At 41.2% G+C, this 19,422-nt stretch carries 14 protein-coding genes and 1 pseudogene; 10 read left to right on the top strand and 5 right to left on the bottom strand.

What is annotated here, in order from left to right; genetic code table 11:
• Positions 1-26: 26 nt before the first annotated feature.
• The 5 genes from MTN96_RS19045 to MTN96_RS19025 all read right to left on the bottom strand — a co-directional run bounded on the left by MTN96_RS19045 (position 27) and on the right by MTN96_RS19025 (position 6,724).
• Positions 27-1,580 carry a restriction endonuclease subunit S gene (locus tag MTN96_RS19045; RefSeq protein WP_248532519.1) on the bottom strand — a complete coding sequence of 518 codons (1,554 nt, stop codon included), beginning with the start codon at positions 1,578-1,580 and terminating at the stop codon, positions 27-29.
• On the bottom strand, positions 1,570-3,183 hold the full coding sequence (locus tag MTN96_RS19040) for a class I SAM-dependent DNA methyltransferase (RefSeq protein WP_248532518.1): 1,614 nt from the start codon (positions 3,181-3,183) through the stop codon (positions 1,570-1,572). The genes MTN96_RS19045 and MTN96_RS19040 overlap by 11 nt, the downstream gene beginning before the upstream one ends.
• A gap of 202 nt (positions 3,184-3,385) precedes the next feature.
• On the bottom strand, positions 3,386-3,631 hold the full coding sequence (locus MTN96_RS19035) for a YfhL family 4Fe-4S dicluster ferredoxin (protein WP_083238652.1): 246 nt from the start codon (positions 3,629-3,631) through the stop codon (positions 3,386-3,388).
• 14 nt (positions 3,632-3,645) lie between these two features.
• Complete coding sequence (yegQ, locus tag MTN96_RS19030) at positions 3,646-5,034, bottom strand: tRNA 5-hydroxyuridine modification protein YegQ (protein ID WP_036983710.1); 1,389 nt, start codon at positions 5,032-5,034, stop codon at positions 3,646-3,648.
• A gap of 364 nt (positions 5,035-5,398) precedes the next feature.
• Positions 5,399-6,724 (bottom strand): methyl-accepting chemotaxis protein, encoded by a 1,326-nt coding sequence (locus MTN96_RS19025; RefSeq protein WP_248532517.1) that lies wholly within the window; start codon positions 6,722-6,724, stop codon positions 5,399-5,401.
• Between the two features lie 273 nt (positions 6,725-6,997).
• On the opposite strand from MTN96_RS19025, the gene ndk reads away from it, so the two are divergent.
• The 10 genes and pseudogenes from ndk to MTN96_RS18975 all read left to right on the top strand — a co-directional run bounded on the left by ndk (position 6,998) and on the right by MTN96_RS18975 (position 19,393).
• Positions 6,998-7,429: a nucleoside-diphosphate kinase gene (ndk, locus tag MTN96_RS19020; RefSeq protein WP_036983708.1), complete on the top strand. Its 432-nt coding sequence runs from the start codon at positions 6,998-7,000 to the stop codon at positions 7,427-7,429.
• 183 nt (positions 7,430-7,612) lie between these two features.
• Positions 7,613-8,743, top strand: a complete 1,131-nt coding sequence (locus tag MTN96_RS19015; protein WP_010389431.1) for a bifunctional tRNA (adenosine(37)-C2)-methyltransferase TrmG/ribosomal RNA large subunit methyltransferase RlmN — start codon at positions 7,613-7,615, stop codon at positions 8,741-8,743.
• 116 nt (positions 8,744-8,859) lie between these two features.
• Positions 8,860-9,765 (top strand): annotated as a pseudogene (pilW, locus tag MTN96_RS19010) (type IV pilus biogenesis/stability protein PilW); the annotation flags it as partial.
• Between the two features lie 650 nt (positions 9,766-10,415).
• Positions 10,416-11,285 (top strand): RodZ domain-containing protein, encoded by an 870-nt coding sequence (locus MTN96_RS19005; protein WP_036983706.1) that lies wholly within the window; start codon positions 10,416-10,418, stop codon positions 11,283-11,285.
• A gap of 5 nt (positions 11,286-11,290) precedes the next feature.
• Positions 11,291-12,409 carry a flavodoxin-dependent (E)-4-hydroxy-3-methylbut-2-enyl-diphosphate synthase gene (gene ispG / locus MTN96_RS19000; protein WP_008111348.1) on the top strand — a complete coding sequence of 373 codons (1,119 nt, stop codon included), beginning with the start codon at positions 11,291-11,293 and terminating at the stop codon, positions 12,407-12,409.
• Positions 12,410-12,596: 187 nt separating this feature from the next.
• Positions 12,597-13,877 (top strand): histidine--tRNA ligase, encoded by a 1,281-nt coding sequence (hisS, locus tag MTN96_RS18995; RefSeq protein WP_008111350.1) that lies wholly within the window; start codon positions 12,597-12,599, stop codon positions 13,875-13,877.
• A gap of 45 nt (positions 13,878-13,922) precedes the next feature.
• Positions 13,923-14,543: a tetratricopeptide repeat protein gene (locus MTN96_RS18990; RefSeq protein WP_248532516.1), complete on the top strand. Its 621-nt coding sequence runs from the start codon at positions 13,923-13,925 to the stop codon at positions 14,541-14,543.
• A gap of 10 nt (positions 14,544-14,553) precedes the next feature.
• The gene (gene bamB / locus MTN96_RS18985) at positions 14,554-15,732 is read left to right on the top strand and encodes an outer membrane protein assembly factor BamB (protein WP_248532515.1); all 1,179 of its coding nucleotides are present in this window, start codon (positions 14,554-14,556) and stop codon (positions 15,730-15,732) included.
• A 93-nt stretch (positions 15,733-15,825) separates the two neighbouring features.
• The gene (der, locus tag MTN96_RS18980) at positions 15,826-17,295 is read left to right on the top strand and encodes a ribosome biogenesis GTPase Der (RefSeq protein ID WP_069439096.1); all 1,470 of its coding nucleotides are present in this window, start codon (positions 15,826-15,828) and stop codon (positions 17,293-17,295) included.
• Between the two features lie 370 nt (positions 17,296-17,665).
• The gene (locus MTN96_RS18975) at positions 17,666-19,393 is read left to right on the top strand and encodes a DUF885 family protein (protein ID WP_248532514.1); all 1,728 of its coding nucleotides are present in this window, start codon (positions 17,666-17,668) and stop codon (positions 19,391-19,393) included.
• Positions 19,394-19,422: the final 29 nt, after the last annotated feature.

Here is a 19,422-nt window from a genome sequence, read left to right as displayed (position 1 = left end):
TGCCTTTAAACGCTCAGCTAAGGTTATTAATCGACTACTTCTTCATCTGTGATTACATCGGGTATTTGTAATTCGCCAGAGATGAGCTTGGGTAGTAGCGTGTCACGGAGTTTTGTTAGCTGAGTCGTAGACTTATAATTCTGAACAATTTTATCTTTAATATCTTCAAAAAAATCAGAAGATTGCTTAAGAATCGAATTTGAAGGCATTAGAATTTCGAAACGATCAATTTCTTTTTTACCCAAGTGCGCAACAGTTGTACCAACTTGAGTATGTTCTTGAAATGCTAAAAGTGGAGCTAATGAGTATTTAATGAATAAATTACTAATATATTTTTTTCTTCCTTTAGCTAAAAATAAGCGCTGGTTTAAAAAACCATCTTCTCCTGACCAGACTGTCGCTCTAAATTCTGCATCCATTCCAACAACAATGTCCCCTGCTTTTATTAGCGTCCGCTTTGGATGTAGTTCATCACTCCAATTTTGTGGAGACCCTGTTTTTAAATCTCGAATACGAATAATAGGATACCCTATAGCATCATTGTTGAATTGCTTAGATTTGAACGGAGCACCGTATACTATATCAATTGATTCATAAATTGACTCCACTTCCCAACCCTTTGGTATCCAGCCTAGTTGTTCGTTGTGCTCGAACTCATTGGGGAAGTGGGCGTGGGTGTTTGCGTGTTGCGCTAATATTGTAGGGTTGGCGTTAAAGTTTGCTTTAACGGGTGTTTCAGCGGCTTTTTCTGATACTTGCACTGCTGATTGTGTTGCGTCTTTTGTTGCTTCTTTTGTAGGTAACTGTGCTTGTAACTCGTGAGCGAGCGCAATGAGTGAGGTTTTTATTTCGGCCGCATTTTTTAAACTGTCCAGTGCCGCTAAGCGGCGCTGTGCTTTTTGTTTTAACTCGTCAGGCAGACTAGTTTCAAGGTTTTCTAAGTTAAAATCAACACTGGCAAGCAGGTTGTCGAATACCGGATCAAAATCAACAAACCAGCTTTTGAATAACGCCTGCGCCATCTGTTCAAGGGTTTGGTTGGTTTTTTGGTTCAGGGTCAATTTATTAACATAATCCATATACACTTTAACAATATAATCTTGCATTGACCTTTCGGGTAGCTCTATCTCTAGATTTCTTACAGCTTCTTTTGTAATGGTTTTAGTTACTGAGCCATTTGCAAAACTTTTCACATAGTCTTCATTGAGTTTTAAATACAAATATACAAAAGTAGAATTAGCTTTATCATCGTCAATTCTTAGCAAAAATAGATTCATCGCAAGTGAGACAGGACAATTAAGATCAGGCATCAAATAGCTACTACCTGCGTTAGCTATTTTATTCATTATAATATCGCCCGCCTCAACTTTTGATTTTTCTAGAAAGTTATAAGCATGTTCAGAAATATATTTTAGATTAGAGTCAAAGTTATTCTGTTCGAAATTTGTAGTCCTTATCATTACGGCATAATCGGGTTCATCGAACAACTCTACATTTTCTTTAAGTTTTTTGTATGCACCGTTCGCATGATAATCCGTCAATAGAGAAAGTAGACTCCCTAATTTAACTTTACTCCCCATAACCCAACGCCTCCAAATTTCTACGAATGGCTTTATCAAGCTCATCACTTTGGCTCATTTGGCTGTAAAGCGTTTGGCTAAGCTCAGTCATTTTAGTCTCAAACGGAATGCCGTCGTCTGCAATATCGGCAGCACCGACATAGCGCCCTGGGGTCAGTACGAAGTCGTTAGCTTTAATATCAGCAAGGGTGGCTGATTTACAGTAACCGGCAACATCTACATACTCTTGCTCTGTATCAGTAGTTAGCTCTTCGCCGCGCCAAAGGTGGTAGGTTTCGGTTATTTTTGCTATGTCGTCGTTGGTTAGCTCTTTTAGTGTACGGTTAACCATAGAGCCCATTTCGCGGGCGTCTATAAATAGCGTTTCGCCTTGGCGGTCGCGGCGTTTTAGTAGGCCTTTTTCGTTATTACCGCGTTTGTCTTTACTTATAAACCATAAACACACCGGGATTTGCGTGGTGTAAAACAGTTGCCCTGGTAGAGCTATCATACAATCGATTAAATCGTTTTCGATTATTTTTTGGCGAATATCGCCCTCGCCACTGGTGTTAGAGCTCATTGAGCCATTAGCCAGTACAAAGCCTGCGGTGCCGTGCTCGCTCAGCTTTGAGATCATATGCATGATCCACGCATAGTTGGCATTACCAGTAGGCGGTGTTGGATAACCTGCCCAACGGGCATCGTCAACGAGTTCGTTATCGGCGCGCCACTGTTTTTGGTTAAACGGTGGGTTTGCCATTATGTAATCGGCTTTTAGGTCAGGATGTTGGTCTTTAAAAAAGGTATCGCCCGCTATATCGCCTAAGTTGCCCGAAATACCACGCACGGCAAGGTTCATTTTAGCCAGTTTATAAGTGGTGTTAGTGTACTCTTGCCCGTAAATAGACACATTTTTTTGGTTGCCGTTATGGCTATTAATAAATTTAAGCGATTGCACAAACATACCGCCCGAGCCACAACAGGGGTCGTAAATTTTGCCTTCGAATGGCTCTATCATATCGGCTATTAGGGTAACAATTGACTTAGGCGTATAGAACTCGCCCCCGCCTTTGCCTTCAGATGCGGCAAATTTACCTAAAAAGTATTCGTAAACACGGCCAACTAAGTCTTCTTCTGTTTTTTCGTTTTGGTTGGCAATGGTGTCGATATTATTAATGGTATCGATAAGCGCTGAAAGCTTACTGGCATCAAGGCCTAAGCGTGAAAAGTAGTTATCGGGCAATGCGCCGGCGAGTGATTTATTGTTTTTTTCAACCGCGTGTAGTGCGGTATCTATTTTAACAGCAATATCGCCTTGCTTGGCGTTGGCTTGAATGTACGACCAGCGTGCATCTTCTGGGAGATAAAACACGTTATCCATCGCGTAAAAGTCGACCATGTCGATGTATTCGTCGCCGTACTCGGCAATAATGGCTTTTTTACGCCCTTCAAACTTATCACTAATAAATTTAAGAAAGATTAAGCTTAAAACAATGTGCTTATATTCGGCTGATTCAACACTGCCACGCAGTTTATTGGCGGCATCCCAAAGGGATTCTTCAAACCCGACTTGTGTTTTTTTTGCAGCTTTTTTTGTAGCAGGCTTTTTTGATGCAGCGTCCATGTGGTCTCTCTTTGCAAGAATATCAATATAAATTATTGGCTTATCATACAGCAAAGGTCGTGGGTTTTTGAGTTTTAATTATAAAATATCTGAGGAGGTTTTTATCGATAACAATACGCAATATGCGAGCAGTTTAATTGTTGCGACAGTGTCGCAACTTTAGCTTCGTAACCCGATGAAACATAAAAAAGCAATCAACAAACTACCCCGTCAATTTGACATATTTCTCAGCCAGTTCATCTAAGCTCTCACGATGATTAGGGTCGGGCTTTATGCAGTCAATCGGGCATACGCTCACGCAGGTCGGCTTGTCGTAGTGGCCCACACATTCAGTGCATTTTGTAGGGTCTATTTGGTAGATTTTGGCGCCCATATAAATGGCTTCATTTGGGCACTCGGGGTCACACATATCACAGTTAATGCATTTGCTGTTTATTAATAAAGCCATAATTTAACTCTCTATTATGAAACAGCTTGTTTGAAAGGGTTGCGGGTGTCTTGGTTTTCATCCAAGTTACGCATCAGTATGGCGTGCTCTAAATCGATGTTGTCAGGTACGGGAATTTTTACAATGTGGCCTGAACCTTTGGCATCAGTAATGCTTTCGCCTTTTTTGTTTTCCATACATTCAAGCACAAAGCTAATATTACCTTTTGGCGTCATTAGCTCTAATGAATGGCCAACACAAAATTTATTTTTTACATCTATTTCAACCAAACCAGTGGCATTACGCCCAAGTACCTCACCTACAAATTGCTGCTTGGTAGAAACTGAATGGCCGTATTCGTAATTTTGATAATCTTGATGGGCGTGGCGTTTTAAAAAACCTTCGGTATAACCGCGGTGAGCAAGGTTCTCAAGAGTTTTAAATAAGTCTGCATCGAATGGTTTACCTGCAACCGCATCGTCAATCGCTTTGCGATACACCTGAGCGGTACGCGCAACATAATAAAATGACTTAGTACGCCCTTCTATTTTAAGGCTATGCACCCCCATTTTTGTTAGCTGCTCTACGTATTGCACGGCGCGTAAGTCTTTTGAGTTCATGATATAAGTGCCGTGCTCGTCTTCAAATGCAGGCATATATTCACCCGGGCGACCTTGCTCTTCTAGCATAAATACATCGTTACTTGGCGCGCCTTCACCTAACGTAGGTATAACCGTTTTAGGGTCAATTTTATGTACCATTTCGCCGGTTTCGTTCTCAGTGCCGGGTTTAACATCATACTCCCAACGACACGCATTAGTGCAGGTGCCTTGGTTAGGATCGCGCTTATTAATATAGCCTGAGAGTAAACAACGCCCTGAATAAGCCATACACAGCGCGCCATGAACAAATACTTCTAGTTCTGTTTCTGGGCACAGTGTGCGTATTTCGCTGATTTCTTCAAGCGATAGCTCGCGAGACAAAATCACCCGCTCAATACCTTGTTTGGCCCAAAACTGTACGCTTGCGTAGTTCACTGCATTGGCTTGAACCGACAAATGAATTGGCATATCGGGCCATTTTTCACGCACTAACATAATTAATCCAGGATCTGACATGATCAGCGCATCGGGTTTCATGGCAATAACAGGTTCTATATCACGTAAATACGATTTTACTTTCGCATTGTGTGGGGCAATATTAGACACTACATAAAACTTTTTATTTAGCGCATGTGCTTCGTTAATCCCTATTTGTAATGTATCTAAATCGAATTCATTATTGCGAACCCTCAAACTGTAACGAGGTTGACCGGCATAAACCGCGTCGGCACCATAGGCAAAGGCATAACGCATGTTTTTTAAGCTGCCTGCAGGGCAAAGTAGTTCAGGAATAAACGGGATTGAGGAAGAAACAGCTGACATGTGCGCTCCATACATCGAACCGAGTTCAAGTCGGTTGCATGAATAATTATACCAACCCGCAATAATACTTAATCATTTTACGGGGCTAAACGTGTCGCTACCTTCGTTAAAAAATCTCATTTACGACTGCATGGATGCAGAAGGTAGAGCAATGCAGGAGCAATTGCCGAGAACAACTAAATAGCAATTTTTTTGCCTAGCTATCAACACGTTTTTCCAGCCTCAAAATAGACCACTTAATTAAGCGAATTGGTATTAAGGATAATAAAGCGCGCAAGTATAATGAGGGGGCAAAAGAGAAACCTTGATCAAGATCATCAAAATTTCTCTTGTGCGCTAATAAATGAAGAGCAGCAGATTTAAGTTATTTTTTACTGCTTAATTGGTTCGAAAATTGACTAACCGCATCAACAACTTGTTGCGCGCCTTTTTTAATATCACTCATTACATCACCAGATTCTTTGGAGAGCGCTAGGCCTTGTTGCGCTTTATTTTTACCTTGCTCAATTACAGCCACCGTTGATTGAGTTAAATTTTGGTTTTGCTCTACAACATCCACTATTTCTTCAGTCGCTTTACTGGTTCTTGAGGCAAGTAAACGCACTTCATCAGCCACCACTGCAAATCCACGGCCTTGCTCGCCGGCGCGCGCGGCCTCAATAGCCGCATTTAGTGCCAATAAATTAGTTTGATCAGCAATACTGCTAATGCTCTGCACTATGCTCGCGATGAGTTGCGATTGTTTATCTAATGCTGAAATTTCTTGAGCAGCTTGCTCCATTTGCACCGACAGTTCGTTCATAACCTGCACTGTTTTTTGTACCACTTCAGCACCTTTGTCCGCGTTGTTATCGGTTTCGGTGGAGGTTCCATGTGCAATACTCGCCGCTTGCTCTGTAGCCAGTTCTCTTTTTACTTGATCAGTGATCACTGTGGCAAATTTAACTACTTTGTAGAGCTCATTTGCTTCATTAAAAATAGGATTATATGAAGCCTCTAACCAAACTACATTGCCGTGTTTATCAATACGTTTAAATCTGCTCGCAATAAACTCACCATTACGCAAACGTTGCCAGAAGGCCTGATACTCTTTACTACTCGCTACTTGCTCATCACAAAACATACTATGATGCTTGCCCACCACGTCTTGCTTTGAATAACCCATACTTTTTAAAAAGTTGTCATTAACACGCAGCACCATACCTTGAGTATCAAACTCAATAACCGCCGTTGAACGATGCAAGGCTTTAATTAAATCTTCGTTTTCTCTGGAGCTTTCAATTATTTGTGTAAGCACAGTGCAATGCAGGGTTAAATACTCAAGCTGGCCTTGCCCATCTTTAATTGGATGTAAAATGCAGCGTAACCAGTCTCGTTGCCCGTTTTGGTGTAGCAACTGAATAGCACCTACATAGTGCTCACGCTTACTTATTGCTTGTTTAAATAAATTAAAATCAGGATTATTCCGTGCATTTTCAGGAATAAAGTTAATAATATTCTGGTTAAGCAACTGACTATTTGAATAGCTGAATGTACGTTCAAAATTCTTATTTTGTCTTATAACATGACCTTGCATATCAAGCTCTAAAACTAGCATTTCACTGTCTAAGCTTTGTCTAACCTGCTCTCTAACTAAAAGTTTGTCTTGTAAATCAGCAACTTGATTTTTTAAAGATTGGTTAAAAAACATATGGTTATCCTAGTATTGAGATGTATGAACTATACATTGAGCGTTTATTGTAATTATTATTAACAACTAAAACTGTTTGTTAACATGGACGTGAATATAGCGGAAGTATTTAAAACTAATATACGTAATAGCATGGTTATAAGCTCAAAACTAAACGCCCTTAAATCAAAATAACATGGTTGATATAATAAATTAGGTTTTTTTCGTTAAAACGCGTATAATTCGCGCCCGTTAATATTCACACTTTCACTTAAAAATTATTGGAGCACAAAGATGGCTTTAGAGCGTACTTTTTCAATCATAAAACCTGATGCAGTTGCTAAAAACCACATCGGCGCAATCTACAACCGTTTCGAAACTGCGGGTCTTAAAATCGTTGCAGCTAAAATGGTTCACCTTTCACAAGAGAAAGCTGAAGGTTTCTACGCTGAGCACAGCGAGCGCCCTTTCTTTGGTGCTTTAGTATCTTTCATGACTTCTGGCCCAGTAATGGTTACCGTTCTTGAAGGCGAAAACGCTGTTCTTAAAAACCGTGAAATCATGGGTGCTACTAACCCAGCTGAAGCGCTAGCGGGTACTTTACGTGCAGACTACGCTGATAGCATCGACGAAAATGCGGTTCACGGTTCAGACGCTGTTGAATCTGCTGCTCGCGAAATCGCGTACTTCTTCGCTGACGAAGAACTTTGCCCACGTACTCGTTAATTCGAGTTCACAGCTAACCCTGTGATGCAAAGTATGAAAAGGGCTTTCGAGCCCTTTTTTAGTCATTACGTAAAGTATTAATCGTTTATTTATGATGTTTTACTTAATGATTATGGTGGGTGAATTATGTACAATTCGCCCTTGTAAATTTTTACCATCACCGCCACCGATTGAGGTTGTTACATGACCGAGCAAAAAAAGATTAACTTATTAGATTTAAACCGAGATGCAATGCGAGAGTTATTTGTATCATTCGGTGAAAAGCCATTTCGTGGCGATCAGGTGATGAAATGGATTTATCATTTTGGCGTAGATAATTTCGACGAAATGAGCAACGTGAACAAAAAGCTAAAAGAAAAGCTTAAAAACGAGTGTGAAATCGTTGCACCCGAAATTTCAGTTCGCCAGCAAGCCAGCGACGGTACTATTAAATATGCATTAGTACTAGAAGGCGGCCAAGAAGTAGAGGCAGTTTGGATCCCAGAAAAAGATCGCGCCACATTATGTGTATCGTCTCAAGTAGGTTGCGCCCTTGAATGTACGTTTTGCTCAACGGCACAACAAGGCTTTAACCGTAACTTAAAAGTGTCGGAAATTATTGGCCAAGTATGGCGTGTAGCCAAAGACATAGGCCTTGATGGCAACAGTGAAAAACGCCCTGTCACTAACGTCGTTATGATGGGGATGGGCGAGCCATTACTTAACGTCAAAAACGTCGTACCAGCGATGGAGCTGATGATGGACGACTGGGGCTTTGGTTTATCTAAGCGCCGCGTAACATTAAGTACCTCGGGTGTAGTACCTGCCCTTGATTTATTGAAAGAAAAAATCGACGTAGCACTGGCTATTTCACTTCACGCCCCTGATAACGCACTGCGTGATATTTTGGTACCCATTAATAAAAAGTACCCAATTGAAGAATTTTTAGCGGCCTGTCGTCGTTATATCGATGGCTCTAAAGCCAATAAAGACGTGACTATTGAATACGTTATGCTTAATGGCGTTAACGACAGCACCGACCAAGCACATGAGCTGGTTAAAACGTTAAAAGGGACGCCATCTAAGGTAAACCTTATTCCGTTTAACCCGTTCCCGGGTAACGAATACACGCGCTCTAGCAACAGCCGAATTGACCGTTTTTCAAAGGTATTACAAGCTGCGGGGATTACCTGTATTGTTCGTCGTACACGAGGGGACGACATTGACGCTGCCTGTGGTCAATTAGCTGGCGATGTGGTTGATAGAACAAAACGTATGGCTAAAAAGAAAATGCGTGATGACAATGCAATTGCAGTAAATATTCATCAAGCTTAAACGTTATAAAAGACTCTGGTGCCTTTGTGATAACTCGTTTATTTTTAAATAAATGATGCAACACAAAGGCTTTGAGGTAAGATAGAGGCTATGGAAATAAATAAAGAGACAAGGTAATGCGATCTTTACTTGCTTTAGCACTATCAACACTACTTTTAAGCGGTTGTGTTACTGAAAATAGTTACAACGGCAGTGACAAACCCGTTGTCGAAAATAAAATAAACAACGCAGGCGCAGCACGTACCCGCATTGCTTTGGCATTACAATATTTAAACACCGGTAATAATTCCCAAGCAAAATACAACCTTGAGCGTGCGAGCGAATATGCACCAAACCTCCCCGAAGTTCATTATTCTTTAGCTTATTACTACCAACAAGTTGGCGAAAATGCATTAGCCGACAAAGCCTATCAAAAAGCGTTGACGATTAAGCCTGACGATCCGAATACCCTAAATAACTACGGTACGTTTTTATGTAGTATTGATGAGTATGATCGCGCTACCGATCAATTTTTAAAAGCGATTGAAATACCCAGTTATATTCGTGTAGCACAAAGCTATGAAAATTTAGCCTTATGCGCCATTGAGTTTAATGACTTTACAAATGCAGAAAGCTACTTTCAACAAGCGCTAAACCACAGCTCGCAGCGTACATCGACCCTAATTAGCTTAGCCGCCCTTTTTTATGCTAAAAGTGACTTACATAAAGCCAGCGACGTTTTAAAGCACCATGACGATACTGGCCGTGTGTCTGCACGGGCTTTATTACTTAGTTATTTAATTAAACAGCGTATGGGTAGAATAGAAGATGCTGAAAAAATTGCAGCTACTATTTTGCAAACATACCCAAATAGTATTCAAGCTAACGCCATTCGTGACAACCAATTAAGGCAAACAGAGTTTGAAGTGCTGCGCGAAAAGTACCGCCAAGCACAACTTGATGAATTACAAGAAAGCAGTAATAACAATCAAATTATTGTGGAGCCAAAAATAAAAATTATTCGTAAAAAAAGTCCAACATCTGCAGTAAGCTCTGATGATTCAGTAAAGTAAGCTGCAAAAATACAACAAAGACACAAATACCTTTTTAAATTAGGGTCTGTTGACCTTTCAAGGTTAAATTTGCAGCAGCCTGTTTGGTATTTAGGCAAGGCAGAGCTTATGTGGTGTGGTTATTCCCCATAAATAGGCGATAACGTAGTATCAATGCCAAACAGGCGCTGCCCGAAGGGTTCTGCCTAGGGGCAATTAACTCTTTGTTGCTCGGTTTTTACTTAGCCCACTAGGTTACAAACCTCGCGCCGCGATTAAATTGCCCCTAGTTTGAACAAATATTAATCCGCAAAGGTCAACAGACCCTAGTAAAATAAGAGTAAAAACGAGTGTATCGGTTGATATCGCTCGTTTTGCTGTAAACCAATTTAGCATTTCAGTGTGATTCAATGCTAAACTGCTATATGTTAGGTGCATTAAAGGGCTTTAAAAATAAAAACAGCAAAAATTTTAAAAGGACAATAGTAACGTTTTTATAAAACCACAGCTGATGATACCCTTTAAAAGCGTGCATTCCAGTAGCAAGAATAAACGAACACTAAAAAATAAAAACAAAGTCTTACTCTGGTTATTAAGCCAAAACATTAACTTTTACTCGTGGATCCAGACTCATACATATTATGAATGAAGATAATACACAACCGCAGAGCGACGGACCCTCTGTAGGACAAATGCTAAAATCGCATAGAGAAAACGCAAATATCAGCCTTGCTGAAATCGCCTCGCTATTAAAGCTAACAGAATCACAAGTTGAGCATATTGAAAGCGACGAGTATCATTTACTCGGTGCAAAAACGTTCGTTAAAGGCTATATAAAAAATTATTGCCGCACACTAAGCATAGATAGCAGCGCTATTTTAGCCATGCTGCCTGCTTTTAGCACATCAGATAAGCTAGTAGATATGCAAAGCTTTTCAAGGCGCACAGAAAAAGAAGCGCATGACAGTCGACTGATGACGGTAAGCTATTTAATACTAGCCATTGTTATTGGTTCATCAGCTGTATGGTGGTGGCAAAATGCAACGCCTATTGATGAACAAACTAACACTATTAATGCTAATAACTCGCTTATTTCGGAGCAACAAGAAAACACAAAACTGTTAGCTGAAGCCGCCGACGAGGCACTTTTAAATGACAGTGAATCTGCAGAAGAAGTGAGTTCAGCATTACAAAATGAGCAACAAAAAATTCAAGCCGCGCCAGTTAATGATGCACAGAGCACCAGTGAACCAAAAAACAGTGATTTAAGCACCATTTTTATGATGTTTAACGATGAGAGCTGGGTAGAAATTCACGATGCCAATGATGAAAAAATTGCTTTTGGTGTAAAAAAAGCAGGCTACGAAATGACCCTAACCGGAGTAGCGCCTTTTTCAGTGGTATTAGGCAAGCATGATGTTGTTCGTATTACCCTAAATGGTGAGCCAGTTGATATTTCGGCCTTTCCTAAAAACCGTTTAGCTAAATTTAAATTACCCTTAGCAGAGTAGTCGCTATGTTTTCAGAATCTCCTATAAAACGCAGAAAATCCACCCGCATTAATGTGGGTAATGTTCCTATTGGTGATGGTGCACCAATTGCCGTGCAGTCAATGACTAACACAGACACAATGGACATTGATGCCACAGTAGCTCAAATTCAAGCGATTCAAGATGCCGGTGCTGACATAGTGCGTGTATCTGTACCAACTATGGATGCCGCTGAAGCATTTAAAAGTATTAAAGAGCAGGTATCGATACCGCTGGTTGCTGATATTCACTTTGACTACCGCATTGCATTAAAAGTAGCAAAGTATGGCGTTGATTGTTTACGTATCAACCCAGGCAACATTGGCAGTGAAGAGCGTATTAGAGCGGTTGTCGACTCAGCCCGTGAGCACAACATTCCAATTCGTATTGGCGTAAATGGTGGATCACTTGAGCGCGACCTACAAGAAAAATACGGCGAGCCAACACCTGAAGCCTTACTTGAGTCGGCTATGCGCCATGTAGATATATTACGTCGCTTAGACTTTGACCAATTTAAAATCTCGGTGAAAGCGTCAGACGTATTTTTAGCGGTTGGCGCGTATCGTTTACTTGCAAAAGAAATCGACCAGCCACTGCATTTAGGTATTACCGAAGCAGGCGGCATGCGCTCTGGTTCAGTTAAATCGGCCGTTGGTTTAGGCATGTTATTAGCCGAAGGTATTGGTGACACGCTGCGTGTATCACTAGCAGCGGATCCAGTTCAAGAAATAAAAGTAGGCTTTGATATATTAAAATCATTGCGTATTCGTTCTCGCGGCATTAATTTTATTGCTTGCCCTAGCTGTTCACGCCAAGAGTTTGATGTAGTAAGCACCATGAATCAACTTGAAGAGCGTTTAGAAGATATTATTGAGCCAGTTTCAGTGTCAGTCATTGGCTGTGTGGTTAACGGACCAGGCGAAGCATTAGTGAGTGATATTGGCCTTGCCGGCGCAAACCGTCGCTCAGGTTTATACATTAATGGCGAACGCCAAAAAGCCCGTATTGATAACAATAATATTGTTGATCAACTTGAAGGCTATGTACGCGATTTCATTGAACAGAAGCAACAACAAACTCCAATCGACATAAAAATCGTAGAGTGATGTGTTGTTACAACACTATGTATTTAAATGACCTTTTTTAGTCGCGGTATTCACAACGTAGTATAAATTACGTACGCTCCGCTACGCTCGCAATTACCTTATAGTTAAGGTTATAATGCAGGGTCGATTTTTTAGTTTTACGTGGTTGCAGCCCAGGGTTGCACATAAACAGATTTAGGATTTATCAGTGGCAAAACAAATTCAGGCAGTTCGCGGTATGAACGATTGCCTGCCAGGCGATACGCAAGTTTGGCAGAAAGTAGAACACATTTTACGCGAGACCGTATCATCGTTTGGTTATCAAGAAATTCGTTTTCCAATTGTAGAATCAACCGACCTATTTAAACGCTCTATTGGTGAAGTAACCGATATAGTAGAAAAAGAAATGTACACCTTTGCCGATCGTAACGGCGACAATTTAACCTTGCGCCCGGAAGGGACTGCAGTGTGTGTACGTGCAGGTAACGAAAATGGCCTGTTATACAATCAAGAACAACGCCTTTGGTACATGGGCCCTATGTTTCGCCATGAACGCCCACAAAAAGGTCGTTACCGTCAATTTCATCAGTTTGGTTTAGAGACTTTTGGTATTGCCAGCGCCGATATTGACGCCGAAGTTATTTTACTCACGGCGCAACTTTGGGAGGCATTTGGCATTACTGACCATGTGCGTTTAGAACTTAATTCATTAGGTTCAAACGAAGCTCGCGCACAGTACCGCGATGCCTTAATCGCCTTTTTAGAACAACATACCGATGTACTAGATGAAGATTCAAAACGTCGTATGTACTCTAACCCACTGCGCGTTTTGGATACTAAAAATCCAGATATTCAGGCAATCTTAGTCGATGCACCAAAGTTATCTGAACATTTAGATGCTGAATCAAAAGAACATTTTGAAAATTTATGTGAACGATTAGATGCCGCAGGCGTCAAATACACGGTTAATGAAAAGCTGGTACGTGGTTTAGATTATTACAACCGCACTGTATTTGAATGGGTAACCGACAGCTTAGGTGCACAAGGTACTGTATGTGCTGGTGGTCGTTATGATGGTTTAGTAGAACAATTAGGCGGTAAGTCAACCCCTGCGGTAGGTTTCGCGATGGGTTTAGAGCGCTTGGTTTTACTGCTTCAAGCACTTGAATGTGTAGGTGACATACGCCGTAGTGCTGATGTATATTTAGCAGCTATGGGCGACAAAGCCAGTATTCAAGCGCCTATAATTGCATCTACCTTACGTCGTGATGTACCTGGATTACGCGTAATGGTGCACGCTGGCGGTGGTAACTTTAAAAAACAACTTAAACGTGCTGATAAAAGCGATGCGCTCGTCGCAGTCATTATCGGTGAAGATGAATTAGAGCAAGGCGTTGTGACTATTAAATACTTACGTGAACGTAAAGAACAAGTCACACTAGAATTAGAACAAGCTAAAACGCTACTTGCAGAACTGATTAATAGCTAAAATTATATAAAGCGTAAGTAGTTAAGCGCTTTAACAGAGGTAAGCATGGAAATTTATTCAACAGAAGAACAACAAGCAGAAGCAATTAAACGCTTTTTTCGTGAAAACGGCCTTTCACTAGCGTTAGGCGTTATTGTTGGTTTAGGTGGTTTATATGGCTGGAAAGCATACAACCAAAATCAGATAACGACTGCAGAGCAAGCATCTGATGCATACACTAAGCTTGTTGAAAGCGACAGTGTATTAGCGTCTGCTGATGCATTTATCAGTGAAAACAAAGACACTCATTACGCAACTTTAGCGGCATTTGTTGCAGCAAAAGAAGCGGTAGATACACAAAAATTAGATGTAGCAAATGAAAAACTAAGCTGGATTGTAACTAACGTTGATAACGCAGAGCTTAAAGCCATTGCAACGACACGTTTAGCGCGTGTGCAAATTGCTCAACAGCAATACGATGATGCATTAAGCACATTAAATGCCCCTCTTCCTGAAGCATTTAACGCAAATGTGGCTGAATTAAAAGGTGACATTTACATTCAGCAAGGCAATAAAGAGCAAGCACGCGTAGCCTATCAAGCTGCTGTTGATGCCGGTGGATTAACGAGTAATCCCCTTTTACAAATTAAGTTAGATGACCTAGCAGTAACTAGCCCAGCGGCATAAGGTTTTAGGCATGAGAAAAATAACAACAGCAACGCTCGCCCTATGTATGGCAACCCTAATGGGATGCTCTTCAAGTGATGACGAAGAAGAACTGGTGCTTCCAGAAATAGCCAATCAATTCGAAACTAACATAGTATGGCAAGAATCTATTGGTAGCGGTGTAGAGCATTACTTTTCACGCTTATCACCCGCTGTTTATAAAGAGACAGTGTATGTTGCTAGCCGTGAAGGCCAAGTAGAAGCCTTATCACTTGCCAATGGCGATACCCAATGGGAAACCGACGTTCGTCAAGATTTATCGTTTTGGCCTTGGAGCGATAACGAAAATGCAAAATTATCAGGTGGAATATTACAAGCTTATGGTAAAATCTATTTAGGTTCAGAACATGGCTATGTCATTGCACTTGACCGTGAGACTGGTAAAGAAGTTTGGCGTAAAAAAGTACCTGGCGAATCACTCTCTAAACCCGCTGCAGGCGATGGCTTAATCTTTGTTAATTTAGCCTCAGGTAAGTTACTTGCGCTTCACCCAGATACTGGTGAAGAACGCTGGAGCTTTGAGCAAGAAGTGCCACCGCTGACTTTACGCGGTCAAAGTTCACCTACTGTGGCTAACGGTGGTGTATTGGTTGGCCTTGAAACAGGTAAGCTCAGTGTTTTAATTTCTGAGAGTGGCTACTCGGCATGGAGTGCAGAAATTGCAGTGCCAAAAGGCGCATCAGAGTTTGAACGTTTAGTTGATGTAGATACGCAGCCGATCATTAGCGGTCCATTTGCTTATGCTATTGCATACAATGGTAACTTATCAGCAGTAGATATTCGTTCAGGGAATGTTGTATGGAAACGTGAATACAGCAGCTACCGTGAAATTAGCATGGATTTGCAAACAATTTACGTTGTTGATAGTAACGGCGTTGTTTATGCACTTGATAAAGATTCGGGCATTGAACGTTGGAGCCAACCCGCTCTACGTGGCTGGTACTTAACAGGCCCAGCGGTTGCCGGTAATTATTTAGCGTTAGGTGACCAAGAAGGTAATTTGCATTGGTTAAATAAAGAAACTGGCGAGCTAGTATCTCGTGAAGACTTTGACAGCTCAGGTTTTTTTGTTGAGCCCGTTGTCGCTGACGATAAATTGATTTTATACACCCGCGATGGTGAAGTTAGCGCGGTAAAAATACCGAACTAACTGTCTACTATTAGTGTAAGGCACTAATAGTTAAATATTTTTTGTAAGGCTTCGCACTGCGAAGCCTTTTGTTGTTTTTTAAAGAGGTAGTTTATGCTTCCCGTGATCGCTCTTGTAGGGCGACCCAATGTGGGCAAATCCACATTATTTAACCGTTTAACACGTACTCGTGATGCACTCGTTGCCGACTTTCCTGGCTTAACGCGTGATAGAAAATATGGCCAAGCAAATTACGATGGCTTTGAATTTATCGTGGTAGATACGGGCGGTATTGATGGCTCAGAAGAAGGTATCGAAACCGAAATGGCTGATCAGTCATTACTAGCCATTGAAGAAGCGGATATTGTTTTATTTTTAGTTGATGCTCGCGTGGGTATGACAGTGGCTGATCAAGCTATTGCTAACCACTTACGTAAGCAAGAGAAAAAGTGCTTTGTGGTAGCCAATAAAACAGACGGCATTGATGCCGACTCAAACTGTGCTGAGTTTTACCAACTTTCACTTGGTGAAGTTCATCATATCGCTGCCGCACATGGCCGTGGTATTACTTTACTGCTTGAGCAAACTCTTCAGCCTGTTATTGCTGAGCTTGCCGCTCTTGATGAAGATGTAGCCGATGACGATGAAGAACTTATCGACTTATATCAAGAAGGTGAAGAAGATGACACCGATCACCAAGCATTTGCCGATAAACCGGTAAAGCTGGCAATTATTGGTCGTCCAAATGTAGGTAAGTCAACTCTTACTAACCGCATACTAGGTGAAGACCGTGTTATTGTATACGACATGCCAGGTACAACCCGCGACTCAATTTACATTCCGATGACCCGTAACGACAAAGAATATATTCTTATCGATACCGCTGGTGTGCGTAAACGTAAAAAAGTAAGTGACGTTGTTGAGAAATTCTCAGTCATTAAAACACTACAAGCAATTGAAGATTGTAACGTTGTGCTACTAGTGATTGATGCTCGCGATGGCATTTCTGATCAAGACTTAAGCCTGTTAGGTTTTGCGCTTAACTCAGGACGCTCATTGGTTATTGCCGTGAATAAGTGGGATGGCCTAGATAACTACGTTAAAGATCGTATTAAAACTGAGCTTGATCGTCGCTTAGGCTTCATTGATTTTGCCCGCCTACACTTTATCTCTGCTCTGCATGGTACCGGTGTTGGTCATTTATTTGAATCAGTTGACGAAGCGTATGAGTCGGCAACTAAGCGAATTAGTACTGCTATGTTGCGTCGTATTATGGACATGGCACAGGCCGACCACCAGCCGCCACTTGTTCGTGGACGTCGTGTTAAGCTTAAGTATGCGCATGCTGGGGGCTACAACCCGCCACGTATCGTTATTCATGGTAACCAAGTACATGACCTACCTGATAGCTACAAACGCTACTTAATGAACTACTACCGTAAAGCACTTAAGATTATGGGTACGCCAATCAAAATTGAGTTTAGAGAAGGCGATAACCCATTTGCAGGGCGTACTAATAAAGTAACCCTGTCACAAAAACGTAAAATTCGCGCGTTTAGTAAAGAAAACCGCAATAAAAGCTAGGTGCTAGGTGCTAGGTGCTAGGTGCTAGGTGCTAGGTGCTAGGTGCTAGGTCAAAATTAAATAGCGTACAATAAAAGTACGCTATTTTTTTATCTAAAATAAAGTAACAGTACTCGTAAAAGGGTTATTTGACATCAAAGTGCAAAGCGTATGGTTGCCCCACATACCCTTGGTAAGCTTTCTATGTGCTGTTTAAATCATTATTCTTAAAAAATTATTTCTCCATTGTTTATATAAATAAAATAAGTAAGGAGAGCAATTAAACACACGCCTTAATATTATAAAACCAACGCATTAATTGAGTGAACTTGTTATTATCGTAAAATAGGCACGCATATAACAATTAAAACTCTAAAAAGTGAAATTCAACATGTTTAAAAAAACAATCTTAGCTATTGCCTTAGCAGCCACCTCGCTGCCAAGCTTAGCCGACAGTAACAGCGATTTAAAAACCATTATTGATAACCACTGGCAAAACGCCAAAGCTGAGAAAATATTTTTTAGAACCGATCCTGATGGTTGGAAGCCCAACGGTACCCTACCCGATTGGAGCGAGCAAGCCATTGCTAAGCGCCAAGCTTATAACAACAGCGTACTAAAAAACTTAGCCAGCATTGATCCTAAAAAGCTCAATAGCGAGCAGCTAATGAACTACCGCTTATTTAAATATGAGCGCGAAACCGAGCAGCAAAGCTACCTTTACCAAGATAAATACTTTCCGGTTAATTTTTTAAGTGGCTGGCATACTTACTTTGCAGAAGCGCCAGCTAACATGGCCTTTTTAACTGCTGAGGATTACGATGCATTTTTAGTTAGCCTTGGTGATTACCCGCGTTTTAATCAGCAAAACATTAATTTAATGAAGCAAGGTATTCAAACTGGTTTTACCCACTACTGCGAAACGTTTAAAAATTATGGCCAAAGTATTAGCGCCCATATAGTTAAACAACCTGAGAATAGCGCCTTATATGAGCCATTTACCCGTATCCCTAATACATTTAGCGCAGCGCAAAAAGAAACTTACCAAAATAAAGCTAAAGCGTTAATTGCCTCAAAAGTCGTGCCTGCTTATCAGCACTTTTACGACTTTTTTGAAAACGAATACATGCCGCATTGTAGAGCGCAGCCGGGTATTGCAAGCATCAAAGGGGGCCTTGATTACTACAAGTACACGGTTAATTACTACACCACCACTAATGCTACTCCTAAACAAATACACGAACTAGGCCTTAAAGAAGTGGCGCGCATTAAAGCACAAATGCAAGCCATTATTGATAGCGTTGGTTTTAATGGCAGCTACAGTGACTTTTTAGAATTTTTAGCAACCGATGAGCAATTTTACGCAACCGATCCCCAAGACTTGCTAGAAAAGACCGCTTTTATAGCCCAAAAAATGTATGGCAAACTCCCCACATACTTTGGCCATTTACCGCGTAACACCTTTACTATAAAAGGCTCAGCGAGTCGCGGTGCGTTTTATATGCCACCTGCTGATAACCGCTCGCCCGGTACTTACTTTTTAGCCTCAACTCCTAAATTGCAGCCTTTATATAATTTAGAAGCACTTAGCCTGCACGAAGCTATTCCTGGGCATCATTTACAAAACGCCATTGCAATGGAGTTAGACGTTCCTGAATTTAGACGCACACTGAGCCACTCTGCTTTTGGCGAGGGCTGGGCACTGTATACAGAGCGTTTAGGTAAAGAAGCGGGCTTTTACCAAAGTCCATACAGTGACTTTGGTCGTTTAGGCTACGAAATGTGGCGCGCAGTGCGCTTAGTGGTTGATACCGGCATTCATGCCTTTGGCTGGAGCCGCCAAAAGGCGATTGATTATTTGGCTGATCATACCGCCTTGCCACAAAGCGCTGTGGAAGATCAAATAGATCGTTATATTTCATGGCCAGGCCAAGCGCTTTCATACAAAATGGGCGAAATTAAAATACGCGAACTGCGTGCAAAAGCCGAAAAAGAACTAGGCGCACAATTTGATATACGCAGCTTTCACGATACCATTATTGGTCAAGGTTCACTTCCTATGGCGGTACTTGAAGATGTAATTAACGACTGGATAGCACAGCAGAAATTAGCTATCTAAGATACAACGCAAACAAATTGAGAGGCGGT

The sequence above is a fragment of the Pseudoalteromonas sp. 2CM28B genome (genome assembly GCF_023161935.1).
The sequence above is the reverse complement of the archived record's forward strand: the minus strand, read 5'-3'. Positions and strand labels throughout refer to the sequence as shown.

What these genes read in the sequence shown, in the direction of transcription:
- MTN96_RS19015 (WP_010389431.1), top strand. Translation starts at nt 7,613, where the DNA reads ATGACCGAGCAAAAAAAGATTAACTTATTAGATTTAAACCGAGATGCA.
- MTN96_RS19025 (WP_248532517.1), bottom strand. Translation starts at nt 6,724, where the DNA reads ATGTTTTTTAACCAATCTTTAAAAAATCAAGTTGCTGATTTACAAGAC.
- yegQ (WP_036983710.1), bottom strand. Translation starts at nt 5,034, where the DNA reads ATGTCAGCTGTTTCTTCCTCAATCCCGTTTATTCCTGAACTACTTTGC.
- MTN96_RS19005 (WP_036983706.1), top strand. Translation starts at nt 10,416, where the DNA reads ATGAATGAAGATAATACACAACCGCAGAGCGACGGACCCTCTGTAGGA.
- der (WP_069439096.1), top strand. Translation starts at nt 15,826, where the DNA reads ATGCTTCCCGTGATCGCTCTTGTAGGGCGACCCAATGTGGGCAAATCC.
- MTN96_RS19045 (WP_248532519.1), bottom strand. Translation starts at nt 1,580, where the DNA reads ATGGGGAGTAAAGTTAAATTAGGGAGTCTACTTTCTCTATTGACGGAT.
- ispG (WP_008111348.1), top strand. Translation starts at nt 11,291, where the DNA reads ATGTTTTCAGAATCTCCTATAAAACGCAGAAAATCCACCCGCATTAAT.
- MTN96_RS18990 (WP_248532516.1), top strand. Translation starts at nt 13,923, where the DNA reads ATGGAAATTTATTCAACAGAAGAACAACAAGCAGAAGCAATTAAACGC.
- MTN96_RS19040 (WP_248532518.1), bottom strand. Translation starts at nt 3,183, where the DNA reads ATGGACGCTGCATCAAAAAAGCCTGCTACAAAAAAAGCTGCAAAAAAA.
- bamB (WP_248532515.1), top strand. Translation starts at nt 14,554, where the DNA reads ATGAGAAAAATAACAACAGCAACGCTCGCCCTATGTATGGCAACCCTA.
- MTN96_RS19035 (WP_083238652.1), bottom strand. Translation starts at nt 3,631, where the DNA reads ATGGCTTTATTAATAAACAGCAAATGCATTAACTGTGATATGTGTGAC.
- MTN96_RS18975 (WP_248532514.1), top strand. Translation starts at nt 17,666, where the DNA reads ATGTTTAAAAAAACAATCTTAGCTATTGCCTTAGCAGCCACCTCGCTG.
- ndk (WP_036983708.1), top strand. Translation starts at nt 6,998, where the DNA reads ATGGCTTTAGAGCGTACTTTTTCAATCATAAAACCTGATGCAGTTGCT.